Annotated in this window: 11 protein-coding genes; 6 read left to right on the top strand and 5 right to left on the bottom strand. The window is 70.2% G+C overall.

The window, feature by feature from the left end; all coding sequences use genetic code 11:
* Window positions 1–129: 129 nt before the first annotated feature.
* The 4 genes from LSF15_RS02195 to LSF15_RS02180 all read left to right on the top strand — a co-directional run bounded on the left by LSF15_RS02195 (window position 130) and on the right by LSF15_RS02180 (window position 5618).
* The gene (locus LSF15_RS02195) at window positions 130–1665 is read left to right on the top strand and encodes an APC family permease (RefSeq protein ID WP_232496880.1); all 1536 of its coding nucleotides are present in this window, start codon (window positions 130–132) and stop codon (window positions 1663–1665) included.
* Window positions 1666–1925: 260 nt separating this feature from the next.
* Window positions 1926–3404: a glyceraldehyde-3-phosphate dehydrogenase gene (locus LSF15_RS02190; protein ID WP_372459889.1), complete on the top strand. Its 1479-nt coding sequence runs from the start codon at window positions 1926–1928 to the stop codon at window positions 3402–3404.
* 142 nt (window positions 3405–3546) lie between these two features.
* Window positions 3547–4722: a thiolase family protein gene (locus LSF15_RS02185; RefSeq protein WP_232496879.1), complete on the top strand. Its 1176-nt coding sequence runs from the start codon at window positions 3547–3549 to the stop codon at window positions 4720–4722.
* Window positions 4723–4829: 107 nt separating this feature from the next.
* Complete coding sequence (locus LSF15_RS02180) at window positions 4830–5618, top strand: 3-hydroxyacyl-CoA dehydrogenase (protein ID WP_232496878.1); 789 nt, start codon at window positions 4830–4832, stop codon at window positions 5616–5618.
* Window positions 5619–5747: 129 nt separating this feature from the next.
* On the opposite strand, the gene LSF15_RS02175 is transcribed toward LSF15_RS02180, so the two are convergent.
* The 3 genes from LSF15_RS02175 to LSF15_RS02165 all read right to left on the bottom strand — a co-directional run bounded on the left by LSF15_RS02175 (window position 5748) and on the right by LSF15_RS02165 (window position 8711).
* The gene (locus LSF15_RS02175) at window positions 5748–6719 is read right to left on the bottom strand and encodes a hypothetical protein (RefSeq protein WP_232496877.1); all 972 of its coding nucleotides are present in this window, start codon (window positions 6717–6719) and stop codon (window positions 5748–5750) included.
* Complete coding sequence (locus tag LSF15_RS02170) at window positions 6716–7057, bottom strand: PadR family transcriptional regulator (RefSeq protein ID WP_232496876.1); 342 nt, start codon at window positions 7055–7057, stop codon at window positions 6716–6718. Before LSF15_RS02170 ends, LSF15_RS02175 begins: the two co-directional genes overlap by 4 nt.
* Window positions 7058–7268: 211 nt before the next feature.
* Entirely contained in the window at window positions 7269–8711 is a 1443-nt protein-coding gene (locus tag LSF15_RS02165) for a helix-turn-helix transcriptional regulator (protein ID WP_232496875.1), read from the bottom strand.
* A gap of 130 nt (window positions 8712–8841) precedes the next feature.
* Here LSF15_RS02165 and LSF15_RS02160 point away from each other — a divergent pair, with 130 nt between their 5' ends.
* Both LSF15_RS02160 and LSF15_RS02155 read left to right on the top strand, forming a co-directional pair.
* On the top strand, window positions 8842–10698 hold the full coding sequence (locus LSF15_RS02160) for a phosphoenolpyruvate carboxykinase (GTP) (protein ID WP_232496874.1): 1857 nt from the start codon (window positions 8842–8844) through the stop codon (window positions 10696–10698).
* A 154-nt stretch (window positions 10699–10852) separates the two neighbouring features.
* A complete protein-coding gene (locus LSF15_RS02155; RefSeq protein ID WP_232496873.1) occupies window positions 10853–11251 on the top strand; it encodes a DUF1622 domain-containing protein in 399 nt (132 codons plus the stop codon).
* An 8-nt stretch (window positions 11252–11259) separates the two neighbouring features.
* Here the strand turns inward: LSF15_RS02155 and LSF15_RS02150 are convergent, their stop codons facing one another.
* Both LSF15_RS02150 and LSF15_RS02145 read right to left on the bottom strand, forming a co-directional pair.
* Entirely contained in the window at window positions 11260–11760 is a 501-nt protein-coding gene (locus LSF15_RS02150; protein WP_232496872.1) for a 2'-5' RNA ligase family protein, read from the bottom strand.
* Between the two features lie 51 nt (window positions 11761–11811).
* Window positions 11812–12645 carry a hypothetical protein gene (locus tag LSF15_RS02145; RefSeq protein WP_232496871.1) on the bottom strand — a complete coding sequence of 278 codons (834 nt, stop codon included), beginning with the start codon at window positions 12643–12645 and terminating at the stop codon, window positions 11812–11814.
* Window positions 12646–12698 lie beyond the last annotated feature (53 nt).

Genomic DNA, 12698 nt, shown 5'->3' with positions numbered 1-12698 from the left:
CCGGCTGACGGGCGTTCATGCCCGCGGAGTCAAGTGGCGTGCCGGTGCGGGCAAGACCCGAGGCGGCGCAGCGACGAGGATCGGGGCCATCCCCACGAGTATCGTCTCGCCCAGAACGAAGGAGTTCCCATGAGCGTGAGTCCCCAGCAGCTCGCCAGCGGGTCGGGCACGGATCCCGACCGTCGGCGCACTGCACCGCGCAAGCTCGGCGTGCTGTCGGTCGCGTTCCTCATCGTCGCCGCGTCAGCCCCGTTGACCGTCATCGCCGGTGGTGCGACGTCGGCATTCTCGGTCACCCACGTGCTGGGCATCCCGCTCGGCTACGTGATCCTCGCGGTCGCCCTCGCGATCTTCGCCGTCGGCTACGCCGCGATGAGCCGGTACATCACCAACGCGGGCGCCTTCTACGCGTACGTCTCGCAGGGCGTCGGTCGGCCGATGGGCGTCGGAGCCTCGATCGTCGCGCTCATCGCCTACAACGCCATGCAGATCGGCATCTACGGCATGTTCGGGTTCCAGGTCTCGATGTTCGTGCTCGAGAAGACCGGCGTCGACATCCCATGGTGGCTCTTCGTCTTCGCCTGCATCGCCGTGATCGCCTGGATGGGCGTGAACCGCGTCGACCTCTCGGCCAAGGTGCTCGGCGTGCTCGTCGCCCTCGAGTTCGTCGTCGTGATCGTGTTCGACGTCGTCGCGTTCGCCAATCCCGCCGAGGGGTTCTCAGCCGCGCCGATGAGCCCCGCGGCGCTCTTCGTGCCCGGCGTGGGCGCCGTGCTGGCCTTCGGGATCGCCGCGTTCATGGGCTTCGAATCGGCGGCGATCTACGGGGAGGAGTCGAAGGACCCGCGCCGCACGATTCCGCGGGCGACCTTCCTCGCAGTCGGCGTGATCGGCGTGTTCTACGCGATCTCGTCGTGGGCGCTCGCGCTCGCCATCGGGCCCGAGAAGATCGTCGACCCCACCGGCATCACTCCGGCCGAGGCGGGCCCGCCGCTCTTCTTCGGGTTCGTGGCCCAGCACCTCGGCGTGCTCTGGGTCGACCTCATGTCTATCCTCTTCATCACGAGCGTGTTCGCAGCCCTCGTGAGCTTCCACAACGCCGTCGCCCGCTACATCTTCTCGCTCGGGCGAGAGGGCGTGCTGCCGGCACGCCTCGCCGCGGTCCGCGCGCGCAGCGGCGCGCCGTGGGCGGGGTCCGTCGTGCAGACGACGGTGGCCGTCGTGGTCGTGGCCGCGTTCGTGATCGGCGAGACCGGCTGGAACCCCGAGAACGGCCCCTACCCCGTGATCACGCTCTTCACCTGGCTCACCAACACCGGCGCGTTCGGCCTCGTGGTGCTGATGGCGCTCGTGTCGGTCGCCGTCATCGGGTACTTCCGCCGCGACCCGCGCGGCGTCGGCATCGGCAGCCGGCTGGTCGCCCCGGTCATCGCCGCCCTGTCGCTCGCGGTCGTCGCCGTGCTCATCGTCGTGAACTTCGACGTGCTGCTCGGGCAGGCCGAGTCGAACGCGCTGACGTTCGTGCTTCCCGCGATCGCGATCGTGCCCGGCGTGCTCGCCGTGCCCTGGGCGTACCGGCTGCGGCGCACGAAGCCCGACGTGTACCGCCGCATCGGCCACGGCACCGAGGCTGTCGACGCGCCGCGCCTCGGCGAATCAGAGTGACCGCACAACCCCGGTGACTCCGACACTGATGCCAGGTGGCACCAGTGTCGGAGTCGCCAGCGGCGCGAGCGGATGTCCCACGCCACGGTGGCCGGTCGGGACATCCGCTCGCGCCATCGTGTACAGGATTCGTGCGTCGGCGCTTCGATACAATACGGGCACACCCCAACTGACTGACGTGGTCGATGCTGCCCACCCGCGCGCGCTCGGCCGAGAGGATGAACGTGACTCACGAGTTCGACGCCCGACGTGCCGAGTGGATCGCCCGAGAAGAGCTCGCCGAGCGGATGATTCCGCTCATCGGCGGCCTCTATCGAGACCACGGGGTCGTGACCTCCATCCACGGCCGTCGGCTCATCAACCGCTCGGCGATCGAGTTGCTGAAGGCGCACCGCTTCGCCCGGCAGGCGGGTGACGTCGAGCTCGACCTCGCCGACACCATGCGCGTGCTCGAGGCGCTACGCGAGATCGCTCCCGGGCCCGCCTCGATCGACGTCGCGCGACTCGTCAACCGCTATGCCGACGCCGTCGGCGAGGGCGACGCCCGCGAGCTGGTCGACTTCGTGCGCGCCGAGCTCGAGTCCGTCATCGTGTCGGGTGACGACGGCGCCGAGCGCGTCGCGCCCGAGGCATCTGGAACCGACGTCGTGCTCTACGGCTTCGGCCGCATCGGGCGGCTGCTCGCCCGCATCCTGATCGCCCACACCGGCGGGGGCCACGGCCTGCGCCTGCGGGCGATCGTGGTGCGCAAGGGCAGCGAGAACGACCTCGTCAAGCGCGCGAGCCTGCTGCGCCGCGACTCGGTGCACGGCCCGTTCGCCGGCACCATCGAGGTCGACGAGCAGGCGAACACGATCCTCGCGAACGGCACGCTCATCCAGGTCATCTACTCGAACGATCCGGCCACGATCGACTACACCGCCTACGGCATCGACGACGCGATCGTCGTCGACAACACCGGTCGCTGGCGCGACGAAGAGGGGCTCTCGCAGCACCTTCGCTCCACCGGCGTCGCCCGCGTGCTGCTCACCGCACCGGGCAAGGGCGCCATCAAGAACATCGTGCACGGCATCAACGCCGACGACATCGAGCCGACCGACACGATCCTCTCGGCCGCCTCGTGCACGACGAACGCGATCACGCCCGTGCTGAAGGCCGTCAACGACGCCTACGGGGTCGTGCGCGGCCACGTCGAGACGGTGCACTCGTTCACGAACGACCAGAACCTCATCGACAACTTCCACAAGGGCGACCGCCGCGGCCGCTCGGCCGCGCTCAACATGGTCATCACCGAGACCGGCGCCGCGAAGGCCGTCGCGAAGGCGCTGCCCGAGCTCGCCGGCAAGCTCACCGGCAGCGCCATCCGCGTGCCCACGCCCGACGTGTCGCTCGCGATCCTGAACCTGCAGCTCGAGCGCCCGGCCGACGACAAGGCGTCGCTCAACCGGTACCTGCGGCAGGTGTCGCTCACCTCGCCGCTGCGCCAGCAGATCGACTACATCGAGTCGCCCGAGGTCGTGTCGACCGACTTCGTCGGCTCGAACCGCGCCGGCATCGTCGACGGGCTCGCCACGATCGCCGACGGCACCGACGTCGTGCTCTACGTCTGGTACGACAACGAGTACGGCTACTCGTGCCAGGTCGTGCGCGTCATCGAGGCGATGGCGGGCACGCACCCCGTCGTGCTGCCCGAGCGCCAGCCGGTGCTGCTCGCCCGCGAGGCCGTGCCCGTCGGCTGATGGACGCCGCCCGGCGCCCCGGCTTCGCGCTGTTCGCGGATTCGGGGATCGTGAAGACACGCCGCCTGTTTCCGCCGCGAGTCGGCGTGTCGCGGCGAATCCCCGAATCCGGCAACAGTACCGATCCCCGTAGGCTGGGGGAATGAGCACTGAAGCCGTCATCGTCGACGTCATCCGCACGCCCGTCGGGCGCGGCAAGCCCGGGGGCATCCTCTCGGGCGTGCACCCCGTCGACCTGCTCGCGGGCGTGCTGACCGCGCTCGTCGACCGCAACGACCTCGACCCCGCGCTCATCGACGACGTCATCGGCGGCTGCGTCAGCCAGATCGCCGAGCAGAGCTACAACATCACCCGCAGCGCGGTGCTCGCCGCGGGCTTCCCAGAGCACGTGCCCGGCACCACGATCGACCGGCAGTGCGGGTCGAGCCAGCAGGCCGCGACCTTCGCCGCGCAGGCCGTGCTCGCCGGTCACGCCGACATCGTGATCGCCTGCGGCGTCGAGTCGATGAGCCGCGTGCCGCTCGGCTCGAGCGCCGCGGGCGCCGACCCCTACGGTTCGCGCATCCGGGCGCGGTACCCCGACGGGCTCGTGAACCAGGGTGTGTCGGCGGAGCTCATCGCCGCGAAGTGGGGCTTCACGCGCGACGAGCTCGACGAGTTCGCCGCCCGCTCGCACCGGCTCGCCGCGGCCGCGGGGGAGTCGGGCGCGTTCGCGACCGAGCTCGTGCCCGTCGCCGGCGTCGACTCCCTCACCGACGAGACCGTGCGGCCCGCGACATCCGTCGACTCGCTCGCCGGACTGAACCCGGCGTTCCGCACCGATGCGCTCGCCGAGCGGTTCCCCGAACTCGACTGGCGCATCACGCCGGGCAATTCGTCGCCGCTCACCGATGGGGCATCCGCCGCCCTCATCATGAGCGCCGAGCGCGCGTCGCAGCTGGGGCTCACGCCGCGGGCGCGGTTCCGGTCGTTCTCGGTCGTCGGCAGCGACCCGCTGTACATGCTCACGGGCGTCATCCCGGCGACCGCGAAGGTGCTCGATCGCGCCGGCCTCACGCACGACGACATCGACGCGTACGAGGTCAACGAGGCGTTCGCGTCGGTTCCGCTCGCGTGGGCGCGCGAGACCGGGGCGGATGTCGCGAAGCTCAACCCACGCGGTGGCGCGATCGCCCTCGGGCACGCGCTCGGATCGAGCGGCACGCGCCTGCTCACGACCCTCGTCAATCAACTCGAGGCCACCGGCGGCCGCTACGGGCTGCAGACGATGTGCGAGGGCGGCGGCATGGCGAACGCCACCGTCATCGAACGCATCTGACCCGGCACCTGCCGTTCACCCACCACCTGCCGTTCACCCACCACCGAGTTGCCCGAATCGGGTGAGAATCGGGCAACTCGGCATCTGAACCCACGAAAGGACACCACATGGAACTCGACGGCGCCTCCGCGATCGTCACCGGCGGGGCCTCGGGCCTCGGGCGCGCCACGGCCCGCGCACTCATCGAAGGCGGGGCTTCCGTCGTACTCGTCGACCTGCCCGGCCCTCGCGGCGACGAGGCCGCCGCCGAGCTCGGCGACCGAGCCCGCTTCATCGCCGCCGACGTGGCGAACGAGGCCGAGGTGCAGGCCGCGGTCGACGCGGCCTCGGCGCTCGGCCCGCTGCGCGTCGCCGTCAACTGCGCCGGCATCGTCACCGCGAACCGCACCGTCGGACGCGACGGCCCGGCGCCGCTCGACGCCTTCGAGCGCACCATCAGGGTGAACCTCATCGGCACCTTCAACGTGACGCGCCTCGCGGCGGCGGCGATGTCCGCGACCGAGCCGGTGAGCGCCGCATTGCCCGGGGGGCCCGCGACCGCCGAGCGTGGCGTCATCGTGAACACCGCATCGGTGGCCGCGTTCGACGGCCAGATCGGGCAGGCCGCCTACTCGGCGTCGAAGGCGGCGGTCGCCGGGATGACCCTGCCGATCGCACGCGACCTGTCGAAGCTGCTCATCCGCGTCGTCACGATCGCGCCCGGCATCTTCGAGACCCCCATGATGGCGGGCATGACCGACGACGTGCGTGCGTCGCTCGAGGCGCAGGTGCCGCACCCCTCGCGCATGGGACATCCGACCGAGTACGCGGCCCTCGTGCGCTCGATCATCGCGAACCCCATGCTGAACGGCGAGACGATCCGCCTCGACGGCGCGATCCGCATGCAGCCGAAGTAGGCGGTGCCGGCGCTCGCGTGGCCCTCGCATACGTGTTGCCGGATCAGGGGATCTCGGCGACACGCCGCGTTGTCCCGTCGGGTTCACGGCATGTCGCGAGAATCCCCTGATCCGGCAACACGCGTAGGGTCAGTACCCGCCGAGCGCCGAACCGCCGCGGTTGCGCGCGGCCTTCAGGAACCCGTCGATGATGTCCCACACGGTGACGCCGATCGCGAGGAACACGATGACCGTCACGGTGATGTCCGACGCCTGACCCCACGGCCAGCCGATCGCCTCGACGAACTCGGGTGCGAACAGCTGCCCGCTCAGGAAGAGCCACAGCGCCGGCACCGTGAACGCGAGGTTCAGCAGCACGTTGAGGGCCGCCATGAGCCACGTCCAGCCGCGCAGGTAGATGACGATCGCGAAGACCACCTCGAGCACGAGGAGCGCGATGAAGTACGGGAGCCAGAACGACCAGAGTGCCGGGTCGAGCATCGGGATCGGCTGGCGCTCGCCGTCGATCCAGACGAGGCCGAATTGCTGCCACACGATGGCGACGGCGAAGATCGTGAGGAACACGACCGACGCGATCAGGTCGCCGAGTCGCCCGGCCCGGGCGTCGTCGCGCGGCTGCGGCAGCTGATCGGGCGTCCACGTCGAGACCGGCACGGAGGCGCCGGGCGAGCGCTCGATCACCGCGAAGACGAGCGTCACCCAGAAGCCGAGGTTCACCGCGACCTGGAGCGCAGTGCCGATCGTCGAGCCGATCATCTCGCCGATGTCGGCCCCGGAGATCAGCTGCCCGAGCAGCACGCCGGCCGCCGCGAGCGGCACGACAATGACGAGCAGCAGTCTCAGCAGTCGCCACCAGGTGAGGAAGTACTTCGGGCCGATGAGCTGCAGTGGCCGGTCGATGTAGCTCGAGGCGAGCTGCAGCGGGTCGCCGAGCTCGACGAGGGCGGCGTGCTCGGCGTCGGCCGGAGCGGCGCCCCGCTCGACGTGCGCATCGATGACGTCGCCGATGCGCTCGCGCAGCTCGCGGCCGAACTCGGCGCGTTGCGTCTCGGGCAGGGTGCGGGCGGCGGCCCACACGTAGCGGTCGGTGAGGGTGGTCATCGTGCATCTCCTGTGTCGAGTCGTGCCAGGGCGTCGTCGATGCGACGCCAGTCGGTGGCGAGTGCGGTGGCGAGCTGGTCGCCCGAGGGACTGGTGCGGTAGAACTTGCGGGGCCTCGCCTCATCGGTGTTCCACTCGCTCGTGAGCAGGCCCTGCTTCTCGAGCCGGCGCAGCAGCGGGTAGAGCGTGTTCGCGTCGACGAGGATGCCGAGCGAGTTCAGCGACTCGAGCAGCGCGTAGCCGTAGTCGGGGGTGCGCAGTCGGATGAGGCAGGCGAGCACCACGGTGCCGCGGCGCAGCTCTTGGATGTGCCCCAGCGTGGTCTCGTCGGTGTTCATGCGTCACACGTTACTGTGTGGCACACACTAATGCAACCATTACTTCATCGCGCCAGCGGATGCCCCAGCTCGAGCTCATGACTCAGGCCGTGTTGCTCGTTCAGGGGATTTCTGCGACATGCCGCAGGTCGGGGCCATGGTCGCCGCGTGTCGCGAGAATCCCCTGAACGAGCAACACGCTCGCGCCCGCGATGACGAGTGGGGGCGCGGGCTACTGGTCGGCGTGCGACTCGAGGAACTCGTAGACCTCGGCATCGTCGACGCCCGGGAACGTGCCCGAGGGCAGCGGCGACAGCACGTGCGCGTGCAGGCGCGCACTCGGCCACGCCTGGCCCGACCAGCGCTCGGCCAGGCCGTCGGGCGCGCGGCGGCAGCAGTTGTCGTCGGGGCACGTCGACACCGCGCGCATCGTCGTCTCGCGACCGCGGAACCACTTCGCCTGCGCGAAGGGCACCCCGACGGTGATCGAGAACTCCGCGGCATCCGTTCGCCCGGTCTGCGTCGCACACCAGAACGTGCCCTCGGGCGTGTCGGTGTACTGGTAGTTCTCGGTCGTGCGGTTCGTGTGCTCGAACGCGGTTCGCGCGCTCCACTTCTTGCAGACCCACTGGCCCTCGATCGATCCGGTGACGTCGGTCGGCAGCGGCAGGCCGTCGTTCTCGTATCCCTTCTGCAACGCGCCGTCGCCGGCCACCCGCAGGAAGTGCAGGGTCATGTCGAGGTGCTTCGTCGCGAGGTTCGTGAAGCGCAGCGCCGCAGCCTCGTGCGTGACGCCGAACGCGTCGCGGAAGTCCTCGATGGCGAGCCGCTTCTCTTTCTTCGCCTGCGAGAGGAACGCCACCGACGCATCCTGCGGCATGAGGCACGCCGCAGCGAAGTAGTTGATCTCGAGGCGTTGCCAGAGGAACTCGACATAACTCGCGGGCGGCGTGTGCCCGAGCAGCCGGTGGGCCATCGCCTGCAGCGCCATCGAGCGCAGGCCGTGGCCGCCGGGAATCGACGCGGGCGGCAGGTAGATGCGCCCGTTCGCGAGGTCGGTGATCGACCGGGTCGAGTCGGGCAGGTCGTTCACGTAGATGAGCTGGAAGCCGAGACGCTCGGCCATGACGCTCACCTCGCGGTGCGTGAGGGCGCCCGTGCGGTGGCCCGCCGAGGCGACCTGCTCTTCGGCGAGCTGCTCGATCTCGGGCAGGTGGTTGTCGCGGTCGCGCATGCGCTCGCGCAGTTCGGTGTTGGCGCGGCGCGCCTCTTCGGGGGTCGCGATCGCCTCGCTCGCGCGGCGCTGGAGTTCGCGGTGCAGGCCCACGATGGCGGCGAGCGTGTCGTCGGTGATGCCGCGCCCCGGACGGATGGCGGGAAGGCCGAGGGTCGCGTAGAGCGGGCTCGACTGCGCCCGCCCGAGTTCGAGCTCGAGCGCGGCGCGCCGGCTCGGCGCCTCGCGGGCCAGGAGGTCAGGAAGTTCGACGGCGAGCGCGGCGGCCAGGGCGTCGAGCGTCGACAGCTTCGGCTCGCGCTTGCCGTTCTCGATGAGCGACAACTGGCTGCCGGCCAGGCCGATCGCGTCGCCCAGCTGGTCGAGCGTGAGGCCGCGCTCGCCGCGGAAGTGACGGATGCGATGGCCGAGGGTCGCGAGGTCTGGTGAGCCTGCCTTCATCGCTTAAGGATATCGAAAGATTGCAGATTCTTAACACCCGAATCGCCGCATCGGATGTCTCGAACTGGCGCATTCTGGAAACACGAACTTCTCCGGATACCGCCGGAACCCACCAGGAAGGGCACGAACGATGACCATCTCCGACGTCGCACCCGGCACCGAGGCATCCAACCGCGCCCGCAGCGAGCGTGGCACCACCGACCAGGCCCTTCGCGCCTGGGTCGATGAGATCGCGGGCCTCACCAAGCCCGACGAGATCGTCTGGTGCGACGGCTCGAAGCACGAGGCCGACCTGCTGACCAAGCAGCTCGTCGCCGAGGGCAAGCTCATCAAGCTCAACCCCGAGTGGCGCCCCAACAGCTACCTCGCACGCACCGATCCCCGCGATGTCGCGCGCGTCGAGGACCGCACGTTCATCTGCTCGACCTACGAAGAGGACGCCGGCCCCACGAACAACTGGCGTGACCCCCGCGAGATGCGCGAGGAACTCAAGCACGTGTTCGACGGCTCGATGAAGGGCCGCACGATGTACGTCGTGCCGTTCTCGATGGGCCCGCTCGGCGGCCCGATCTCGCAGCTCGGCGTCGAGATCACCGACTCGCCCTACGTCGTGCTGTCGATGGGCATCATGACCCGCATGGGCGACGCGGTCTACCGCCTCATCGAGGCCGGCGAGCCGTGGGTGCGCACGCTGCACTCGGTGGGCTACCCGCTCGTCGACGGCGTCGGCCACCGCCGCGCCGAGGTCGAGTGGCCCAGCAATGACACGAAGTACATCGTGCAGTTCCCCGACTCCCGCGAGATCTGGTCGTACGGCTCGGGCTACGGCGGCAACGCGCTGCTCGCCAAGAAGTGCTTCGCCCTGCGCATCGCGAGCGTGATGGCCCGCGACGAGGGCTGGCTCGCCGAGCACATGCTGCTCATCAAGATCACGTCGCCCGGGGGCAAGTCCTACCACGTGGCGGCGGCGTTCCCGTCGGCGTGCGGCAAGACCAACCTCGCGATGCTTCGCCCGACGATCCCCGGCTGGAAGGTCGAGACCATCGGCGACGACATCGCCTGGATGCGCCCCGGCGCCGACGGCCGGCTCTACGCGATCAACCCCGAGGCCGGCTTCTTCGGGGTCGCCCCGGGTACGGGTGAGACGACCAACCCCACCGCCGTGCAGACGCTCTGGGGCAACACGATCTTCACGAACGTCGCGCTGCGCCCCGACGGAGACGTCTGGTGGGAGGGCCTCACCGACACCGTGCCCCCGAACCTCACCGACTGGGAGGGCAAGCCGTGGACGCCCGATTCCGGTCGGCCCGCCGCGCACCCCAACTCGCGGTTCACGGTCGCAGCCGCGCAGTGCCCGCAGATCTCCGACGACTGGGACGCGCACGACGGCGTGCCGATCGACGCGATCCTGTTCGGTGGCCGACGCGCGACCAACGTGCCGCTCGTCGCCGAGGCGCGCAGCTGGAAGCACGGCGTGTTCATGGGCGCGACGATCTCGTCCGAGAAGACGGCCGCGGCCGAGGGCACCGTCGGCGAGCTGCGCCGCGACCCCTTCGCGATGCTGCCGTTCTGCGGGTACAACATGGCCGACTACTGGGGCCACTGGGTGAAGATGGGCCGCGTGCTCGGCGAGAACGCGCCCAAGATCTTCCAGGTCAACTGGTTCCGCAAGGGCGCCGACGGCTCGTTCCTCTGGCCCGGATTCGGCGAGAACTCGCGTGTGCTCGAGTGGATCGTCGGCCGCGTCGAGGGCGGCGCCGACACCGTCGACACCCCGATCGGCCTGCTGCCGGCGGCCGAGTCGCTCGACCTCGACGGGCTCGAGATCACGGATGACGCGTTGACGCAGCTGTTCGACGTCGATCGCGACTCGTGGCTCGCCGAGTGCGATCTCACCGAGGAGTACTTCGCCCAGTTCGGCGACCGTGTGCCCGCCGCACTGAAGGCCGAGCTCGCAAGCCTGCGCTACCACCTGCAGCACTCGTAGGGCGTACCGCACGCACAGACCAGGACCGGGGCCGCGCATGGGAAGGCGCGCCCCGGTCCTTGCTGCGTGTGCGGATCCATGAGCCGGGCGTCTGCGGCACGTCGCACCGCCGTCCGCCACCGCCGGGGCTAGCGTGTGCCGCAGGGGGTGCGCGATGGAGTTCGGCAGCGTGATCGCGATGGTCGGCGAGGTCATCGACATCCTGGGCGTCATCGCGATCGTCGTCGGCGTGCTCTACGCGATCGTCGATGCCGCGCTGCGTGGACTGCGTCGGCGCAGTCCGGTCTACACCAGGTTCCGGCGCGTGCTCGGCCGGGCCATCCTGCTCGGACTCGAACTGCTCGTCGCCGCCGACATCATCAAGACGGTCGCCGTGACGCCGACGTTCGATTCGGTGGTCGTGCTCGCGATCATCGTGCTGATCCGAACGTTCCTGAGCTGGTCGCTCGAGCTCGAGGTCTCGGGCCGGTGGCCGTGGCAGAAACGCGGGGCCGCGGCCGATGCTGACGCGGCCGATGCCGACGCGGCCGTCGGGCGGTCGACCGCCCGCTGACGGCGACGTCAGCGCTGCGGCGCCGATGCCGGGTCGGATGCCGCATCGAGTCGCCACGCGTCGAGGACCCGCCGGTGGTGCGACCCTTCGGGCGGTCGCATGTCGATCACCGCGACCGTGTCGAGCGTGACACGGTCGCCGGGGTGCAGGCGGCCGTGGTGCTTGCGGGTGACGTGCGGGCGGAAGTCGGCTCGGAGACGGCCCGTGTCGATGCCCGCACGGTGCAGGGCGTCGAGCGTTCGCCGCCGGAGCGCGGCGAGCTCACCGCCGTCGCGCACGAGCGTGACCGGCACGTCGCGGCGACGCCCGAACATCGCATCCTCGCCGGCGGCGGCTCGCACCACGGCGGTGCCGGTGGTGGCCGCACGCACCGCGTCGGCGACGAGGCCGGCAGGATGCTCCGTCGCGAACGGCTCGACGAGCGTGACGTGCAGCGGCCAGTTCGACACCGTGAACTCGTCGCCCGCGGCGAGCGGCATCAGTGGGAGCACGATGACGAAGCGCGCCATCCGGCGAGTCTAGCCGGGGCGCGCTGCGTCGAAACGGATTGCCGAACCGCGTCAGTCGCCGTGTGGCTCGTCGAGTCGGCCGAGCACGCGCAGCATCGCGGCGGGTGCGTAGCGGAACTCGATCGTGCCGCTCGCGCCCGGCTCGGGAGTGCCGATCCACGTGCTCGATCCTTCGTGCACGCGCACCCAGCCCTGCTGGAACAGCAGGTCGGTGCCGATCACGAACGCCATTGCCGGAGTGTCGCCCTGGCGCACGGCGATGGATCCCTCGAACACCTGCGACGCCGACGCGTCCTGGTCCTCGCGGCACTGCACGCCGACGAGCGGGCGGATGATCGGCGTCGCGAACCCCGGGGTCTCGAACGGGCTGGCCTTCGCCGCATCGGGGACGATGCCGAAGTTCACGCTCGTCGACGCGAGGCTGAGCGACGCCTGCCCGTCGAGCACGAGGCGGCTCGACACGCGGAAGCGGTAGTAGAGACGGCCGGCATCGCGCGCTGCCGGCAGCACTGCGACGCTCGCCCAGTTGCGCGACCAGCTGAGGGGCGCGCCCTCGCGGTTGGGCGGGTCGTACAGCGCGGCGGTGATGCGCACCGCGCCGTCGGGCTGTGTCGGTGCGGCACGCAGGGCGCTGCGTCCGCGATCGCTTTCGGGCATCTCGTCGCGTACGGCGGTGAACGCGGGCAGCCGCTGCGGCTCCCAATGGCGCAGCCAGCCCTGGATGCCGGCCTGGATGCGGTCGAACGAGTTGCCGAGCCCGTTCCGCGGTGAGCTCGGGGTGGCCCCGGCACCGTCCTCCGCGTTCGGCAGGTCGTCGATGAGGTCGACGGGAAGTTCGTCGAGACGCGAGATCTCGCGGGCGTTCGAGACAGTGGCGATCGTCATGATGGTCCTCCGTGGGGGAATGGCTCGTGACATCCGAGAACGGGATGCGATTC

This window comes from Agromyces humatus, from assembly GCF_021228295.1.
In the GTDB taxonomy this organism is placed as follows: Bacteria; Actinomycetota; Actinomycetes; order Actinomycetales; family Microbacteriaceae; genus Agromyces; species Agromyces humatus.
This window is presented reverse-complemented; position numbering and strand designations above follow the sequence as displayed.